The following is a 17962-nucleotide window of genomic DNA, read 5'->3' as shown; positions in this document are numbered from 1 at the left end:
GACATGGGTGGATTCGTGCGTGTGGAGACCGATCCGGACACACCGGCCGTCGCGGTCATCCGCCTGGACCGGCCGAAGATGAACGCGATCAGCGCGCGGGTGCAGGCCGAGATCGGCGCGGCGGCCGCTGAGGTCGGCGCCGACGACTCGGTGAGCGCGGTCGTGCTCTACGGCGGGGAGAAGGTGTTCGCCGCCGGGGCCGACGTCAAGGAGATGGCGGAGCTGGACTACGCCGCCATGGCCGGCTACTCCCGCGCGCTCCAGGACGCCCTCACCGCCGTCGCGCGCATCCCCAAGCCGGTGGTGGCGGCCATCACCGGCTACGCCCTGGGCGGCGGCTGCGAACTCGCCCTGTGCGCCGATTTCCGGGTGGCCGCCGATGACGCCAAGCTGGGCCAGCCCGAGATCCTGCTGGGGGTGATCCCCGGGGCCGGCGGCACCCAGCGCCTGCCCCGCCTCATCGGGCCGGCCCGCGCCAAGGACCTGATCTACTCCGGCCGCCACGTGGGCGCCGAGGAGGCGCTGGCGATCGGCCTGGTCGACTCCGTCGTCCCGGCGGCCGAGGTCTACGCCGCGGCGGTCCGGACGGCGGCGCGCTACGCCGGCGGGCCGGCGATCGCGCTGCGCGCGGCCAAGCAGGCCATCGACAGCGGGCTGGAGACCGACCTGGCCACGGGCCTGGAGATCGAGCGGCAGCACTTCGCCGCCCTGTTCGCCACCGAGGACCAGAAGACGGGGATGCGCAGCTTCGCCGAGCAGGGGCCGGGCAAGGCCCGCTTCTCCGGCAGGTAGCCGGGACCGGGCAGCGGGGCGCGAGCACGGGCCGGCCGGTCCCCGTCCCGGCCCCGCCGGCACACCCATCGACATTCACGAGGAGACACCGATATGTGGGGACTGGACACCCACCCCGCCACCGAACGCCGCGACCTGCTCGCCGCACCCGTCGCTGAGGCGCTGGAGCGGTGGAAGACGGCGGCGCCCGCCGCCGACCCGCTGGTCGCCGAGATCGACCCCGGACTCGCCGACACCGCGAACTGCTGCGCCGCCTACGGCATCCCGCTGGACGCGTCGGCGAACTGCGTGGTGATCTCCGCCAAGCGGGGCGGGACGGCGCGGATGGCGGCCTGCGTGGTCCTGGCGAGCACCCGTGCGGACGTCAACGGGGTCGCGCGGCGCCACCTGGAGGCTCGCAAGGCGTCGTTCGCCCGGCAGGAGGACGCGGTCGCGCAGGCCGGCATGGAGTACGGCGGGATCACCCCCGTGGGGCTGCCGGCCGACTGGCCGATCCTGGTGGACGGGGCGGTGGCGCGGACCCCCCACGCGGTGATCGGCAGCGGACTGCGCGCGTCCAAGCTCGTGGTCTCCGGCGCCGCGCTCGCCGAGCTGCCGGGTGCGGTGGTCGTCGAGGGCCTCGGGGTGCCCGCGCCCTGAGGGTTCCTCAGTGGGACCCGGGTTCTTCCCGGGTCCTGCGGCCGGTTCCGGCCCCGGTTCGGGGCGCCGCGGCCCCGCGCACCCGGCCAGGCGGCAGGCGGTTTCGGCCCGCGCCGGTGGGCGCGCGCCGGTCCCAGGGGGCGGCGCGCGGGGGATCCGGCGGAACCGCGCCCCCGCTTTTTCCGTCATACTCATGTGGTCGCTCGGAACGTGCCGGACGGCAATCACGGACACCGGCCCGGTGGGCTTCGGCTCAGGCGCGGGCGGGCGTCCGATGAGCGTTGCATCAAGGGGCGCGCCCCGGTGGTCTCACACCGCCGCGGCGGGCACTCGACAGGTCGCTGTGGAGATCACGACACAAAGGAACCGGCCGGGCGCCGGGCTCCGGCGGAGGTCCCGGCCATCCCCGGCCGATAGGCTGTTGCGGTGGGTGTGCGGGGTTTTGAGGGGATGAATTCGCTATGGCAATGACGGCAGGTTTCCCCGAGGACGAGGGGCTGCCGGAGCGCATCGGCCCGTACATGATCCGCCGCAGAATCGGCCGGGGCGGAATGGGCGTTGTGTACCAAGCCGTAGACCCGCGGCAGGACCGGCTGGTCGCGATCAAGGTGTTGCGCTCCGAAGTGGCCGGCGACCACATCGCGCGTGCCCGGCTCGCCCGCGAGGTCGAGACCATGCGCCGCGTGCAGAGCAGCAACGTCGCCGGGGTCATCGACGCCGACATCTCCGCCGAGCTCCCCTGGGTCGTCACCGAGTACATCCCGGGCCCCACGCTCGACTCCACGGTCACCGACCACGGCCCCCTGCGCGGGCGGGCCCTGACCCGGTTCGTCTCCGGGCTGGCGCGGGCGATCGGCGCCATCCACGAGGCCGACGTCATCCACCGCGACCTCAAGCCCGGCAACGTCATCATCTCCAACGGCGAGCCGATCGTCATCGACTTCGGCATCGCCCACGCCGTCGACGGCGCGAAGCTGACCCAGACCGGCACGTTCGTGGGCACGCCCAGCTACCTGTCGCCCGAGGTCATCGAGGGCACCGACCTCGGCTCGGCCACCGACATCCACGCCTGGGGCGCGACCGTCGCCTTCGCCGCCACGGGCCACGCGCCCTATGGGGCGGGCTCCTTCGAGGTCATCTTCTTCCGCATCCTCAACGGCGAGATCAACCTCGACGGCATGCCCGAAGCGCTGAAGCCGCTGGTGCTGTCCGCCGTCTCCCGCGACATGTCGGCACGGCCCACCGCGCGCGGGCTGCTCGCCGAGACCGGGCGCCTCAACCTCGACCTGCCCTGGACCGAGGACGCCTCCGCCTATTCCGGCAGCGGGCTGACCGGCCACCACACCGTGCAGGCCGCGCGCCCCGATGACCAGGGCGACGGCGGCGGGCTCGGGGCCCTGGCCGCGGGCGCCGCGGCCGGTGCCGCCGCGGGCGGCCTCGCCGCCTCCGCCATGGGCCACGGCGCGGGCGCGGGTGCGCAGGACCCCCTGCGCACCAACCCCGTCGACCCGCAGGCCGCGGACGATTTCAGCGGGGCCGGCGGCAGCGGCTCCCCGGACCGCACCATGGCCGCCGGCGCGGGCGGGGTGCCCGACCGCACGATGGCCGTCGACCCCGACCGGGCCGACAGCGCGGGCCTCCCCGACCGGACCATGGCGGTCGACCCCGACAGCGCGGGTTCCCCCGACCGGACCATGGCGGTCGCGCCCGCCGACCCCCAGGCCACCGGCCGGCTCGACCCCGACCAGGCCGCTCCTTACGGCGCCGACGACTCCATGGCGCCGCGGACCCAGTTCTTCAACTCCACGCTGCGCCCCGAGGAGTTCCGCGACATCCTCACGCCGGTCGACGACGGCCGCGGCCGCCAGGTCGCCTCCTACGCCGACGGCGACGACGATGACGAGGAGGGCGACGATCGCCGCGGGGGATTCCTCGGCCGCTTCGGGCGCTCCGGGAGCGACCGCCTCAGCGACTACGTCTCCGCCGACGACGAAGACGACGACTACTACGAGGACGAGCCGCGCCGGCTGCCGTCGCTCATCCTGATCCCCGTGCTGTGCCTGATCGCGGGGCTGTGCCTGACGGTTCCGCTGTTCGGCCTGGTCGTGGGGGTGCTGGCCGCCGCCGTCCTGGGCGCGCTCGACACCGTCAAGACCGACCACGCGCGGCGGCTGCAGACCCGCGGCCCGCGCCAGTCCGACAACATGGTGATCGCGCTCAGCCTGCCGTGGGCGCTGCTGCGCACCCTGGGCCGTACCCTCCTCTACGGGCTCGGCTACCTGCTCGTCGGCATCCTCGTCGGCATGGTGATCGCGCTCATCGCCGACCAGTGGACCCCCAACAACATCTCGGCCTACGCCTTCTGCGTCACGGTGCTGCTGAGCTTCCTCGGGCCCAACGCCAAGGGGGCGCGGCGCGAGGCGCTGGGGCTGGTCGGCAAGATCGGCATCCGCAACGTCTACGTCTACTGGGGATCGATGGTCGCGGTGGTGCTGCTGGCGATGCTGGTGCTCTCCTTCGGCTTCTCCGCGGCCCCGGCGGGACCGTTCTCGGAGGGGCCGGGCGGGTTCTTCGGCGGATCCTCCAGGTGACACGTCTCATCCCCGGAACGGGGGTCGGCGGTTGCCCCTGGGCTACTAGTCAGTAACATCAGGGGGAGAAGCCACCACGAACAGGTGGGACGGCGTGACGTGAACGCCGCCCCGCCACCCGATCGCAGCAGTACGACTGACACCCTTAGGGGTCACACACGGACGCGCGAGGCGTCCGCGCCGTCCGAGCGGGCGACGCATGGGAGCGCAGGGAGGTCGGCCACCGGCCATGAATATCGTCGTTTTGGTCAAGCAGGTCCCGGACACGGCGACCGAACGGAAACTCGCGTCGGACGACCACACGCTCGACCGCGCCGCGTCCGACGGGGTCATCAACGAGCTCGACGAGTACGCCATCGAAGAGGCGCTGCTCCTCAAGGAGAAGCACGGCGGCGAGGTCACCATCCTGACCATGGGCCCCGGCCAGGCCACGGACTCCATCCGCAAGGCCCTGTCGATGGGCGCCGACAAGGCGGTCCACCTGGTGGACGACGCCCTGCACGGCTCCGACGCCCTCCAGACCGCCTACGCGCTCTCCCAGGCACTGGGCACCCTGGAGTTCGACCTGGTCGTCCTGGGCTCGGAGTCCACCGACGCCCGCACCGGCGTCGTCGGGGCGGCCCTGGCGGAGTACCTCGGCCTGCCGCAGCTCACACTCGCCGGCAAGGTCGACATCGAGGGCGGCGACATCCGCGTCCAGCGCCAGACCGACTACGGCTACGACGTCGTCGAGGCGCGGCTGCCGGCGGTCGTCTCGGTGGTCGAGAAGATCAACGAGCCGCGCTACCCGTCGTTCAAGCTCATCATGGCGGCCAAGAAGAAGCCGGTGCAGACGCTCGCCGCCGCCGATGCCGGCATCGACCCCGCCAAGATCGGGCTGGCCGCCGCCACGACCGAGACCGTCGACTCCGCGGCGGCCCCGCCGCGCGCCGCCGGGACCATCGTCAAGGACGAGGGCGACGGCGGCGTCAAGGCCGCCGACTTCCTCGCCGAGAAGAAGTTCGTCTAGGTCCGCGAGCGGGGAACGAAAGTAGGGATTGACAGACATGGCTGAGGTCCTCGTCCTCGTCGACCACGTTGACGGAGAGGTCAAGAAGGTCACCACCGAGCTGCTGACCGCCGCCCGCCGCATCGGCGAGCCCGCCGCGGTGTGGGTCGGCGACGGCGCCGACTCCGGGCGGGCCCGGCTCGCCGAGTACGGCGCCGAGAAGGTCTACGTCGCGCCGGCCGAGCTGAACGACTACGTCGTGGCGCCGACCGCTGAGCTGCTGGCGAAGCTGGCCGGCGAGGCGTCCGCCGCCGCGATCCTCGTCTCGGCCACCGCCGCGAACAAGGAGATCGCCGGCCGTACCGCCGTGAAGCTGGGCTCCGGCGTCCTCACCGACGTCGTCGACATCGACGCCGGCCTGCTGGCCGAGCACAGCGTCTTCGGCGGCGCCACCGTCACCCACGCCAAGGTGCGCTCCGGCGTGCCGGTCGTCGCGGTGCGCCCCAACTCGGTGCCGCCGGCGCCGGCCGAGGGCGCCGCGGTCCTGGAGCAGGTGTCGGTCGAGATCTCCGACGCCGCGAAGTCGGCCAAGGTGGTCGAGCGCGTCGCCCAGGAGAAGGGCGCGCGCCCGGAGCTGACCGAGGCCGCGATCGTGGTCTCGGGCGGCCGCGGTGTCGGCTCCGACGACTTCTCCGTCGTCGAAGCCCTCGCCGACTCCCTCGGTGCCGCCGTGGGCGCCTCGCGCGCCGCGGTCGACTCCGGCTGGTACCCCAACCAGTTCCAGGTGGGCCAGACCGGCAAGACGGTCAGCCCCAACCTGTACGTGGCGCTGGGGATCTCCGGCGCGATCCAGCACCGGGCCGGCATGCAGACCTCGAAGAACATCGTCGCGGTGAACAAGGACCCCGAGGCGCCGATCTTCGAGCTCGCCGACTTCGGCGTGGTGGGCGACCTGCACACGGTCGCCCCGCAGCTCACCGAGGAGATCACCAAGCGGAAGTAGCCGGCGGCCCCGCGGAGGGGCCTTCGGCCGGCCGCGGCCCCGGGCATGCGCCCGGGGCCGCGGCCGTTCTCCAAGCCGCCGTCCCCGCGCCGGCGGTCGGCCGGCACCCGGCGCGCCGCGCCGAAGATCCGGGGCCGCGGGGTCCCGATGAGCACATGTCCGCCTTGGGGCGGGGCGTTTCACCCCGGTTCGCCGCCGTATCCTGGGACGGCCATGGTGTATCTGGATCACGCAGCCACGACCCCCGTCCGTCCCGAGGTCGTGCGGGACATGACCGAGGAGTTCGGGCATCTCGGTAACGCATCGTCGCTGCACGGGGCGGGCCGCCGCGCCCGCCGGGCCGTGGAGGAGGCGCGCGAGGCCGTCGCCGTCGCGCTCGGCGCCACCCCCAACGAGGTGGTGTTCACCAGCGGTGGCACCGAGGCCGACAACCTCGCTGTGAAGGGCCTCTACTGGGCGCGCAACGGGGCCGATCCCGCACGCCGGCGGCTGCTCGTCGGCGCCGTCGAGCACCATGCGGTGCTCGACCCCGCCCGGTGGATGGCCGACCACCAGGGCGCCCTGTACGAGGAGCTGCCGGTCGACCGCCTCGGCCGCGTGCGGCCCGCGGCGCTGCGCGCCGCCATCGAGCGCGACCCCGGTTCCGTGGCCGTGGTGTCGGTGATGTGGGCCAACAACGAGGTCGGCACGGTGCAGCCGGTCGCCGAGCTCGCCGCGGTCGCGGCGGAGTACGGCATCCCCTTCCACACCGACGCCGTCCAGGCGGTCGGGGCCGAACCGGTGGACTTCGCCGCGAGCGGGGTGTCGGCGCTCACCGTGAGCGGGCACAAGCTCGGCGGGCCCGTCGGCGCGGGCGCGCTGCTGCTGGCCCGCGGCGTCGACCCGGTTCCGGTACTGCACGGCGGCGGGCAGGAGCGCGAGGTCCGCTCGGGCACCCTGATGACCCCGCTGCTGCGGGGGTTCGCCACCGCGGTGCGGATGGCCGTGGCGGAGCGCACCGCCCACTCGGCCGCCCTCGCGGCGCTGCGCGACGACCTCGTGGCCGAGGTGCGCGCCGCGGTCCCCGATATCGCCCTCAACGGCGACCCCGTGCACCGCCTGCCGGGCAACGCCCACATCTCCTTCCCCGGCTGCGAGGGGGACGCGCTGCTGATGCTGCTCGACGCCAAGGGCATCGAGTGCTCGACCGGATCCGCGTGCTCGGCGGGGGTGGCGCGGGCCAGCCACGTGCTGCTCGCCATGGGCGCCGATCCCGAGACCGCGCGCGGCTCACTGCGGTTCTCCCTGGGCCGCGGCTCCACGGCCGACGACGTCAAGGCGCTCGGCGAGGCGATCGCGCCGGCCGTGGCGCGCGCCCGCGCGGCCCGGGGCAGGCGCCGCTGACGCGGTGCGCGGCGCGCGGGCGCGCCGCGCTGGTCACCGCCCCAGTTGGCGCTTGATCGGCCGCAGGAGCTGGTCGATCACGTCCCATTCCGGGTCCAGGCGGCTCTGCACCGCCGCGCGGCCCTCGGGCCAAGTGCGCACGGCCTGCTCCAGCTCGGGCAGCGCACCGGAGTCGGGGTCGAGGTAGAAGTGCAGCTGGCGCTGGCCCGCGGCGGTCTGCTGGGCGAGCAGCGCGCCGTTGTCGCCGAGCAGGTCGCGCAGCCGGGTGGTGAGCGCGTCCAGGGCACTGGCCGAGGAGCCGGCCGGCAGCTTGTCGTCGTTGGCCTCGGCGTAGGGGACGACCGCCAGCACATACAGGGTGAGCGCGGGGAAGTCGCGCCGGTGCAGCGGCTGGCGGACGGCGATCTCGATGAGGCCGCGCAGCGGCACCCGGCCCTGGAGGGTGACCCAGCCGCCGCTGCCCAGGGCGCCCGACAGCTGCTGCACGACCGCGGGGATCGAGGTGGGCGGCAGGGGGTCGAGCGGTTTCTCCGCCAGTGCCTCCACGCGGCCGATCCAGCGCACGTAGTCGTCCTCGCCCAGCGCCAGCATCACCACGTGGTCGGCGACGCCGTTGCGGGTCTCCTCGGGCACGAACATGAAGTCGGGGTGGTAGACGCCGGCCTCGATACGCCCCTGCTGGTGGTCGACCCGCAGGGACACGGTGCAGTGCGCGAGGTCGAGTTCGTGGCCGTCCCAGCTCAGCGGCTTGCCGAGCTTGTCGTGGTCGGCGGGGAAGGCCGGGAGGAACCGCCAGTCCGGCTCGTCCGGGGCGGCGCGCGCCCACCGCTCGGCCAGGATGCGCGCCTGGTCGTCGGGCCCGGCGCTGAGGGTCAGCGCGTAGGACGCGCCGCCGCCGAGCGCGGCCAGGGGGTCGTCCAGCTCCGCCATACGCGCCATGAGCGCGTCGGGGTCGTCGTCGGCGCTCAGCCCGAAGTCGCCCAGCAGGTCGCCCGTTGCGCGCGGGGCCGCGGACACCTCCCACTTCAGCGCGGGGTGGATGCGGGTGACGCATTCGGTGAGCCGATCGGCGGCCTCATCGGTGACCGGCTTGCCGGAGTCGACGCTCGCGGCCAGGTCGGCGCGGAGCCCGGGCCATTGCGCCCAGAATTCGTCCACGGCGACGGCGGAGTCGGACTGCGGGGATCGGCGGCGACGGAACAGAGCCATGAAGACGATTTTCGCAGAGCGCGGGGGCGGCCGAGCCACCAGGAGGGGACGTGCGGTAGGGAGCAGGCCGGGCGAGCGCATAGGCTGGAGCGGCTATGACTCTGCGTGTACTGGCCGCCATGTCGGGCGGCGTCGACTCCGCGGTGGCCGCCGCCCGTGCGGCCGAGGCCGGCCATGACGTGACCGGGGTCCACCTGGCCCTGTCCAAGAACCCGCAGTCCTACCGTACGGGGGCGCGCGGCTGCTGTACGGTCGAGGACTCCCGCGACGCCCGGCGCGCCGCCGATGTGATCGGCATCCCCTTCTACGTGTGGGACATGGCCGAGGAGTTCGACCGCGACGTCGTGCAGGACTTCGTGGCCGAATACGCCGCCGGGCGCACCCCCAACCCGTGCCTCCGGTGCAACGAGAAGATCAAGTTCGCGGCGGTGCTCGACCGCGCGGTGGCGCTGGGCTTCGACGCGGTGTGCACCGGCCACCACGTGCGGCTGCTCGACGGCCGCCTGCGGCGCAGCGTCGACTCCGCCAAGGACCAGTCCTACGTGCTGGCGGTCCTCACCCGCGAGCAGATCGCGCACGCGATGTTCCCGCTGGGCGACTGCACCAAGGACGAGGTCCGGGCCGAGGCCGAGCGCCGCGGGCTGGCGGTCGCCGACAAGCCCGACAGCCACGACATCTGCTTCATCGCCGACGGCGACACCGCGGGGTTCCTCCACGGACGCCTGGGCGCCGAGCCCGGTCCCATCAAGGACGAGTCCGGTGAGGTGCTGGGCACGCACAACGGCGCGCACGCCTTCACCGTCGGGCAGCGCAAGGGGCTGAACCTGGGCGGTTCCGTCGACCGCCGCTACGTCCTCTCGATCGAGCCGGTGCAGAACACGGTCACGGTCGGCCCGCGCGCCTCGCTGGAGGTCGACGAGATCGTGTGCGGGCGGCCGGTGTGGAGCGGGTGCCCCCCGCTCACCGAGCCCACCGCGTGCGCGGTCCAGCTGCGCGCGCACGGCGAGGTCCTGCCCTGCCGGGCCTGGGAGCGCGACGGCGAACTGGTGGTCCGGCTCGACCGTCCGGCCGCCGGGGTGGCCGCGGGCCAGGCGGCGGTGCTCTACGACGGCGACATCGTGCTGGGGTCGGCGACCATCGCGCGGACCTCGCGCACCGCGCAGGAGGCGGCGGCGGGCTGAGCCGTCGCGCGGGCGGGCGCCGCCCGGTTCGCGCTGCCCCCCGGCCGGTCCCCGTTGGGGGCGCCCGTCACCCGGTACCCCGCTGTGCGGCGAGTTAGGTTAGGCATATCATAGTCGCCGGTCGGTGAACGGAGGGCGCGATGGAGTACGAGTTCCTGCGGGGACAGCCCTTCTGGATCGTCTACGCCGCCTTGTTCGCGATCGTCTTCGTGCGCACCCAGGCCACCTACTGGATCGGCCGCGGTGTCGGAGCGGGCCTGCACCGGTCGCGCCTCGGCGCCCGCGCCGGCCACCGGCTCGCCCGTGCCCAGAACCTGATCAACCGGTTCGGCCCCCCGGTCGTCACGGTCTCCTATGTGACCGTCGGCTTCCAGACCGCCGTGCAGCTGGCGGCCGGCGCCATGCGCATGGCGTTCCCGCGCTACCTGGCCGCCATGCTCCCGGGCTGCGCGCTGTGGGCGGCCATCTACAGCCTCGGCGGCCTGGCCGTGGTCGCGGCGTGGTGGAACCTGTTCCTCCACTCCCCGTGGCTGGCGGCCGGGGCGGCCGCAGCGGCGGTCGCCGCCCTCGCGGCGGTCGTGGCCGTGCGCCGCAGGCGCCGCTCGGCCACCGCCCGCGGCGACGGCCCCGGCGACGATTCCACCGCCGCGGAGACGTCGGCCGCGTCCGCCTGAGCGCCCGGGGCGGTCCGCCCCGGGCACCGGGAGCCCGCCGCGTCCCGGTCCGCGCACCGCCGCGCCCCTGGTCGCGCGCCGGTGCTCTAATCTTGGGCCTCGTGATCGAGCAGCCATACCCCTGGCCCGAAGCCGCCTCCACCGGAGTCGGGTCCTACCCCGGCGACGACCCCGGCGAAGCCGTGCGGACCGTCCTGGGCGAACTCCCCGACCTGCCGCACCTGCCCGAACTGCCCGGGCGGGGCGCCGGCGCCGACATCATCGGGCGCTCCGGCGCCCTCCTCGTCGAGTTCCCCATCGAGGTGCAGCCCTCGGGCTGGCGGGTGGTGCAGCGGCCGGGCCGCGACGCCGCGCGGGCGTCGAGCTTCCTCTCCTACGACCTGGAGGCGCTCGAACGGCACGCCGGCGGTTACCGCGGCCCGCTGAAGATCCAGGTCGCCGGCCCCTGGACGCTCGCCGCGGGGATCGAGCTGCGCTCGGGCGAGCGCCTGCTCGCCGACCCGGGAGCGGCGGCCGACCTCGGGGCGTCGCTCATCGAGGGCCTGCGCGCGCACATCGCCGACGTCCGGGCCCGGGTGCCCGGTGCCGAGCCGCTGGTCCAGGTCGACGAGCCGGCCCTGCCCGCCGTGCTGCTCGGCGACATCCCCACGGCCAGCGGCTACGGGCGGCTGCGCGCGGTCGACCGGGTCGTGGCCGAGGAGCGGCTGCGCGCCGTCTTCGGCGCCATCAGCGATGCCGGGGCGTACCCGGTGGCGCACTGCTGCGCGTCCGCCGTCCCGATCGACCTGCTGCGCCGTTCGGGCGCGCGGGCGCTGAGCCTCGACGCCACCCTGCTCACCCGCGCCTCCGACGAACCGCTCGGGGTCGCCCTCGAAGCCGGGGCCGGTCTCCTCGCCGGCGTCGTCCCGGGTGTCGACACGGTTCTGTCCGACCCGGCCGATACCGTCGACCCCGTACGTGAGCTGTGGAATCGTATCGGACTGGCCCCTGAACTGGCCGCCCGCGCGGTGGTCACCACGCCCACCTGCGGGCTCGCCGGAGCCTCCCCGGACCACGCCCGCGCCGCGCTGGAGTCCTGCCGGGCCGCGGCCCGGGTCCTCCGCGACGAACCACGGCGCTAGAACGACGAAAGGACGTACACGGGTGAGCGCGGAAGAATCGACCGCCGTCGATCCGGTACCCGCCGAGGTGCGCGAGCGCCACTCCGAGCTGTGCGAGGTCATCGACGACCACAGCTACCGGTACTACATGCAGACCCCGATCATCTCCGATTCCGAGTACGACGCCCTCATGCAGGAGCTGCGGGGCATCGAGGACCGGCACCCCTCGCTGGTCACGCAGGACTCCCCCACCCAGAAGGTCGGCGCGCCCGTCAGCGTCGACTTCGCGGCGGTCGAGCACCTGGTGCGCATGCAGAGCCTCGACAACGCCTTCGACGCCGACGAGCTGGCGGCGTGGGCGCACCGGGTCGAGAACGAGATCGCGATCGAGTCCTACCTGTGCGAGCTGAAGATCGACGGCCTCGCCGTCGACCTCGTCTACCGCGACGGCCGCCTGCACCAGGCGGCCACCCGCGGCGACGGCCGCGTGGGCGAGGACATCACCTACAACGTCCGCACCATCGCCGACATCCCCGAGCGCCTCGACGGCTCCGTCCGCCCGGTCCCCCCGCTGCTGGAGGTCCGCGGCGAGGTCTTCCTGCCCGGCGAGGCGTTCCAGGCGCTCAACGCCCGCCTGGCCGACGAAGGCAAGGCGCAGTTCGCCAACCCCCGCAACGGCGCGGCGGGCTCGCTGCGGCAGAAGGACCCGCGCGTCACCGCCTCGCGGCCGCTGAGCATGCTCGTCCACGGGGTCGGCGCCTACGAGGACGTCGAGTTCTCCCACCAGTCGCAGGCCTACGAGGCGCTGCGCGAATGGGGGCTGCCGGTCAGCGACCGCTACCGCGTGGTCGCCTCCCTGGACGACGTCCGCGCCTACATCTCCCACTACGCCGAGCACCGCCACGAGCCCGCCTACGAGATCGACGGCGTCGTCGTCAAGGTCAACGACATCTCGGTGCAGCGCCGCCTGGGATCCACCAGCCGGGCGCCGCGCTGGGCCATCGCCTACAAGTACGCGCCCGAAGAGGTCACCACCAAGCTGCTGGACATCCGGGTCAACGTCGGCCGCACCGGCCGGGTGACCCCCTACGGCGTCATGGCGCCGGTCCGCGTGGCCGGGTCCGTGGTCGAGTTCGCCACGCTGCACAACGCCCAAGAGGTGGCGCGCAAGGGCGTGCTCATCGGCGACACCGTGGTGCTGCGCAAGGCCGGCGACGTCATCCCCGAGATCCTCGGGCCGGTGCGCGAGGTCCGCGACGGATCCGAGCGCGCGTTCGCCATGCCCGAGACCTGCCCCGAATGCGGCACCCCCCTGGGCGCGCAGAAGGAGGGCGACGTCGACCTGCGCTGCCCCAACAGCAGATCCTGCCCGGGCCAGCTGCGCGAACGGCTCTTCTACATCGCCGGGCGCAAGGCGCTCGACATCGAGGCCCTCGGCTACGTCGCGGCGACCGCGCTCACCCAGCCGCTGGAGCCCAAGACCCCGCCGCTGCGCGACGAAGGCGACCTGTTCGACCTCACCGTCGACCGGCTGCTGCCCATCCGGACCCTGGTCCTCGACCCCGACACCAGCGAGCCGCGGCCCGACCCCAAGACGGGCGAGCCCAAGGTCGTCACGTTCTTCGCCAACCAGAAGGGCGAGCCGAAGAAGACCGTCGAGAAACTCTTCGACCAGCTCGAACAGGCCAAGCAGAAGCCCCTGTGGCGGGTGCTGGTGGCGCTGTCGATCCGGCACGTGGGACCCCGCGCCGCCGAGGACCTCGCCCGGCACTTCCGCTCGCTCGACGCCATCGCCCAGGCCAGTGAGGAGGAGCTCGCCTCGGTCGAGGGGGTCGGCCCCACGATCGCCGCCTCCATCCGGGAGTGGTTCGCGGTCGACTGGCACCGCGAGATCGTCGCCAAGTGGCGGGCCGCCGGGGTGCGCATGGAGGAGGCGGGCGCCGGCGGGCCGCGCCCCCTTGAGGGGGTGACGGTCGTGGTCACGGGCTCGCTGGTCCGCTACAGCCGCGACGACGCCACCACGGAGGTCGCCGTGCAGGGCGGGCGGGTCACCGGGTCGGTCTCGAAGAAGACGGGCTTCGTGGTCGTGGGGGAGAGCCCGGGCTCCAAGTACGACAAGGCGGTCCAGCTCGGCGTGCCGATCCTCGACGAGGAGGGGTTCACCGCGCTGCTGGAGAAGGGGCCGGAAGCGGCCATGGAACTCCGGCTCCAGCCGGAACAAGAGGCGTGACCAGCGGTGCGGCCGGGCCCGCGCGGCCCGGCCGCACCGCGCGGGGCCGCTGGCCACTGGTCTCTACGATGCGCGATCACTAGGCTACCTGTCGCAGTATTCTGGATCGAATCGGGCGATTCTCCCAGGCGAAGGGTGCCTTACTTAAAGTCCCCGATCGACGACACCTGGTGATGAAGCATCGTAAGCTGAGTCCGCGGTCGACCCGGTGCACCCGCATTTCGCAAACGCGCTGTAACGGTCATGGGGGTGACCGGAACGGTGAACGTGAAGACAGATCTCGTAGGAGCGCCGGCGTCGTGAGTGGCGCACAAGGTTTCGGCGCCGGGCTCCGTGAAGCACCCCTGAGGACGTCTATGTTGGATCCCACGAGCACCCGGGATGTCGGGCCGCGGGTCGGGACCCCGCTGTGGCTCTACCTCGCCAGCACCACGGTGGCGGGCTGCGCACTGCTCGGCGTGTCCGCCTACGTCTTCGGCCTCGACGCCCTGGTGGCGCTCGCCCGCAAGCCGCTGCTGTGGGTCGTCCTGTGCATGGTCATCCTGGGCGAGCTGCGCCCCATCGCCACCCCCAGCACGCCCTCCGACAACGGCGCGCCCACCTCGATGCCGTTCTCCTTCGCGCTTCTGATCGCCTACGGCCTGCCCGTGGCCGGGCTCGTCCAGGCCGTCGCCACCATCATCGCCGGGGTGGCCCGGCGCCACGCCCCCCACCGCACCGCGTTCAACCTCGCCCAGTACGTCCTGAGCTTCGGCGGCGCCGACGCCGTCCTGCGCCTGCTCATGCCCGGCCCCGTCCCCGCGCCGTGGGTCCCGCAGGGGGCCGAGCTCCTGGCCGTCGCCCTCGCCGGTGCGGCCTACTTCATCACCAACATGGTGCTGGTGGAGTGTGCGGTCGCCATGCACGAGCGCGCCCCGCTGCACGCCATGATGGGCAAGGACATAGGCCAGCGCCTCTTCGTCAACGGGGTGCTGCTCAGCCTCGCGCCGCTGGTCGTGGTCGCCATGGCGCACTCGGTCTGGCTGGTGCCGCTGTTCTCGCTGCCGCTGATCGCCCTCTACACCAGCGCCACCCTCTCGGTGAAGCGCGAGCACCAGGCCAACCACGACGAACTCACCGGCCTGGCCAACCGCAAGCTGCTCATCGTCCGCACCCAGGAGGCCCTGGCAGAGGCCCAGCAGCGCAAACAGCGCGTCGGCCTCCTGCTGCTCGACCTGGACCGGTTCAAGGAGGTCAACGACACCCTGGGCCACCCCACCGGCGACCGCCTGCTCCAGACCGTCGCCCGCCGCCTCACCCACAGCGTGCGGCCCGGCGACCTCGTCGCACGCCTGGGCGGCGACGAGTTCGCCGTGCTGCTGCCCCAGGTGCGCGACTCCGCCTCCGCCCGCGAGGTCGCCACCCGGCTGCGGGTGTCGCTGGCCGAGCCCATGCGGCTCGACGGCATGGATTTCGACTTGGAGGCGAGCGTGGGCATCGCGCTCTACCCCAACCACGCCCCCGACTTCGAACTCCTCATGCAGCGCGCCGACGTCGCGATGTACGTCGCCAAGGAGCACCGCACCGGGGTCGAGCTGTACGCGCCGCACAAGGACCGCAACTCCACCGCGCGGCTGAGCCTGTTCGGCGAGCTGCGCCGCGCCCTGGTCGAGGACGAGCTGGAGATGTTCTACCAGCCCAAGGTGCGCCTGGCCGACCGCCGGGCGGTGGGGCTGGAGGCCCTGGTGCGCTGGCGGCACCCGCAGCGCGGGGTGCTGCCGCCCGAGGAGTTCGTCCCCATGGTGGAGCAGTCCTACCTGATGCGCAGCTTCACCCACGAGGTGCTGGAGCAGACCCTGCCGCGCATCGCGGCCTGGGGGGCCGAGGGATTCGACGTCCCCGTCTCCGTCAACCTGTCCGCCCGCGAACTCCTCGACCCCACGCTGCCCGACATCGTCGCCGCGGGGCTGCGCCGCCACGGCGTGCGCCCCGACCGCCTGCGCCTGGAGATCAGCGAGCGCGTGATGGTGGCCGAGGCCGACGCCGTCACCCCCACCATCCTGGCGCTGGCCGACCTGGGGGTCTCGCTGTCCCTGGACGACTTCGGCACCGGCTACTTCACCCTCGCCCGGCTCAAGGGCCTGCCCGTCGAGGAGATCAAGATCGACGAGTCCTTCGTCCGGCGCAGCGTCGCCGACCCCGACGGCCGGGTGATCGTGGAGTCCGCCGTCGACCTGGTGGGCACGCTGGGCATGCACGCAGTGGCCGAAGGCGTCGAGACCGAGGCCGTCGCCGCGGCCATGCGCGCCATGGGCTGCTACGCCGCCCAGGGCCGGTTCTTCGCCCCGCCGCTGGAGGCCGGCGACGTGTCGGCCTGGCTGCTGCGCAACGACCGCCGCGGCGGCCAGGACCGGTCCCCGCAGGAGCACACCGGGTCGGTCTGACGGGGCGGGCCCCCGCACCCGCCCCGTTCCCGGCGGCCGGCCGGGGGATCAGCCCGCGGGCTCGATGGACAGCGCGTGCCGGAACACCCCGCGGGGGTCCCACGCGGCCTTGACCTCTTGCAGCCGCGGGTAGTTGTCCTCGTAGTAGAGCGTCGACCAGGGCCGGCCCGAGGTGTTGCGCTCGGGGTCGGCGAGGTCGGTGTCGGGGTAGTTGATGAAGGCCCCGCCGTTCACCTCGTCGGGCAGCGGCACGCCGCCGGTGTCGGCGTACATGTCCTGGTAGCACTCGCGGATCCACGCCAGGTGGCGGGGCGCGTCCTCCGGCTCCTTCCACGACACCAGGTACGACAGCTTCAGCATGGAGTCGCGCGACGGGATGGCGGTCGCCTCCGGTGCGACCTCGTTGACCCGGCCGCCGAAGGTGTTCAGCGACACGCTGCCGCCGATGACGTCGGTGTCGGTCCGGGTGAGGTGGTGGTACAGGGTCGCGATCTGGCGGTCGGTGAAGCGGCGGCGCAGGTGCGCCGCCTTGATCTTCAGGTGCCAGTCGCCGACGCTGTCGCCGGGCCCCTTGAGCGCGGCGGTCAGCCACGGCAGCCGCTTCGTCCGCAGCTCGCTCGGGGCGGCCACCCCGGCCCCGATCGCGTCGATGTGCTCGCCGAGGAGCCGTTCGTCCTCGCCGGGCTCCGCCGCGACCTGCCCGACGATCATGTGCACGCCCGCGGCGCGGCGCAGCAGCACGAACTCGCTGTAGAGCCCGGCCGCCTCGTCGCCGGCACCGCTGTGCTTCTCGGCCCACTCCCCGTGGTTGCGCACCATGCGGGTGAAGGCGGCCTCGTCCATGCCGTCCCAGCTCCACTCGGCGGTGAACGTCAGCACCGTGGCCGGCGGGGCCGGGAGCAGCCGCTCCGGGGGCAGGCCGGGGTCGGCATCGGGCGAGCGGAACCAGTAGCGGGTGACCACGCCGAAGTTGCCGCCGCCCCCGCCGGTGTGGGCCCACCACAGCTCCCGGTTCGGGTCGGACTCCTCACGGGTGGCGATGACGCCGCGCGCCCGCCCGTCGGCGTCGACCACGACGACCTCGACCGCGTACAGGTGGTCGACCACCAGGCCGAGCAGCCTGCACAGCGGCCCGTACCCGCCGCCGACCACGTGCCCGCCCGCGCCGACCTCCGGGCAGTAGCCCGCCGGAATGGTCACGCCCCACCCCAGGTACAGGCGCCGGTAGGCCTCGGCGAGCGTGGCCCCGGCCTCGACCGCGAAGGCGCGCAGGTCGGGGTCGAAGTAGACCCCCGTCATGTCGGACAGGTCGATGACCGCGCGCACCTGCGGGTTGTCGACCAGGTTCTCGAAACAGCACCCGCCGCTGCGGGGGGCGATCCGCTTCCCGGAGGCGACCGCCTCTTGGACGGCGCTGATCACCTGCTGGGTCGAGCCCACCACGTAGACCTGGTCGGGCTCGCCGTTGAAGCGGTTGCTCGCGCCGCGGGTCACCAGGTGGTCGTAGCGGGGGTCGTCCGGCCCGACGCGCACGGGCGTGGGGGAGTGCACGTGGTCGGGGACCTGGTAGGTGAGCTGGCTCATGGCTCGGCCTTTCCCTTGGATCGTGGGGTCATGGGGGAAGGTGCTCGGCGTCGCCGTCAACTTACGGGGCGTGAAGAGGCGAGGTAATAAGGCCAAGTCGTGTGTGCGTGGTGGTGATACCACCACCACGCTCCGTGCCTGCCGGAACATCATCAGCCACAACTG

Annotated in this window: 13 protein-coding genes; 11 read left to right on the top strand and 2 right to left on the bottom strand. The window is 73.3% G+C overall.

Going from position 1 to position 17962, the window contains the following annotated elements; translation table 11 throughout:
- The first annotated feature begins 3 nt into the window (after positions 1–3).
- The 6 genes from ACFO4E_RS13655 to ACFO4E_RS13630 all read left to right on the top strand — a co-directional run bounded on the left by ACFO4E_RS13655 (position 4) and on the right by ACFO4E_RS13630 (position 7396).
- Positions 4–792, top strand: coding sequence for an enoyl-CoA hydratase/isomerase family protein (locus tag ACFO4E_RS13655; protein ID WP_378574492.1), 789 nt, complete (start codon positions 4–6; stop codon positions 790–792).
- A gap of 93 nt (positions 793–885) precedes the next feature.
- Positions 886–1431: a YbaK/EbsC family protein gene (locus ACFO4E_RS13650; RefSeq protein WP_378574490.1), complete on the top strand. Its 546-nt coding sequence runs from the start codon at positions 886–888 to the stop codon at positions 1429–1431.
- A 461-nt stretch (positions 1432–1892) separates the two neighbouring features.
- On the top strand, positions 1893–4022 hold the full coding sequence (locus ACFO4E_RS13645) for a serine/threonine-protein kinase (protein WP_378574488.1): 2130 nt from the start codon (positions 1893–1895) through the stop codon (positions 4020–4022).
- A gap of 229 nt (positions 4023–4251) precedes the next feature.
- Entirely contained in the window at positions 4252–5031 is a 780-nt protein-coding gene (locus ACFO4E_RS13640; protein WP_378574486.1) for an electron transfer flavoprotein subunit beta/FixA family protein, read from the top strand.
- A gap of 37 nt (positions 5032–5068) precedes the next feature.
- The gene (locus ACFO4E_RS13635; RefSeq protein WP_378574484.1) at positions 5069–6013 is read left to right on the top strand and encodes an electron transfer flavoprotein subunit alpha/FixB family protein; all 945 of its coding nucleotides are present in this window, start codon (positions 5069–5071) and stop codon (positions 6011–6013) included.
- Between the two features lie 213 nt (positions 6014–6226).
- Positions 6227–7396, top strand: a complete 1170-nt coding sequence (locus ACFO4E_RS13630) for a cysteine desulfurase family protein (RefSeq protein WP_378574482.1) — start codon at positions 6227–6229, stop codon at positions 7394–7396.
- Between the two features lie 33 nt (positions 7397–7429).
- On the opposite strand, the gene ACFO4E_RS13625 is transcribed toward ACFO4E_RS13630, so the two are convergent.
- A complete protein-coding gene (locus ACFO4E_RS13625; RefSeq protein ID WP_378574480.1) occupies positions 7430–8605 on the bottom strand; it encodes a DUF695 domain-containing protein in 1176 nt (391 codons plus the stop codon).
- Between the two features lie 95 nt (positions 8606–8700).
- Between ACFO4E_RS13625 and mnmA the strand changes: the two genes are divergently transcribed.
- From mnmA to ACFO4E_RS13600, 5 genes are all read left to right on the top strand, one after another.
- Complete coding sequence (mnmA, locus tag ACFO4E_RS13620; protein WP_378574478.1) at positions 8701–9786, top strand: tRNA 2-thiouridine(34) synthase MnmA; 1086 nt, start codon at positions 8701–8703, stop codon at positions 9784–9786.
- A 140-nt stretch (positions 9787–9926) separates the two neighbouring features.
- Positions 9927–10460 (top strand): DedA family protein, encoded by a 534-nt coding sequence (locus ACFO4E_RS13615; RefSeq protein WP_378574476.1) that lies wholly within the window; start codon positions 9927–9929, stop codon positions 10458–10460.
- A 92-nt stretch (positions 10461–10552) separates the two neighbouring features.
- Positions 10553–11581, top strand: coding sequence for a methionine synthase (locus ACFO4E_RS13610; protein WP_378574474.1), 1029 nt, complete (start codon positions 10553–10555; stop codon positions 11579–11581).
- Positions 11582–11603: 22 nt separating this feature from the next.
- Positions 11604–13790: an NAD-dependent DNA ligase LigA gene (gene ligA, locus ACFO4E_RS13605; RefSeq protein ID WP_378574472.1), complete on the top strand. Its 2187-nt coding sequence runs from the start codon at positions 11604–11606 to the stop codon at positions 13788–13790.
- A 356-nt stretch (positions 13791–14146) separates the two neighbouring features.
- Positions 14147–16213: a putative bifunctional diguanylate cyclase/phosphodiesterase gene (locus ACFO4E_RS13600; RefSeq protein WP_378574470.1), complete on the top strand. Its 2067-nt coding sequence runs from the start codon at positions 14147–14149 to the stop codon at positions 16211–16213.
- Between the two features lie 48 nt (positions 16214–16261).
- Here the strand turns inward: ACFO4E_RS13600 and ACFO4E_RS13595 are convergent, their stop codons facing one another.
- Positions 16262–17797, bottom strand: a complete 1536-nt coding sequence (locus ACFO4E_RS13595; protein ID WP_378574468.1) for an FAD-binding oxidoreductase — start codon at positions 17795–17797, stop codon at positions 16262–16264.
- Positions 17798–17962: the final 165 nt, after the last annotated feature.

It is taken from the genome of Nocardiopsis mangrovi, assembly GCF_042653925.1.
In the GTDB taxonomy this organism is placed as follows: Bacteria; Actinomycetota; Actinomycetes; order Streptosporangiales; family Streptosporangiaceae; genus Nocardiopsis_B; species Nocardiopsis_B mangrovi.
This window is presented reverse-complemented; position numbering and strand designations above follow the sequence as displayed.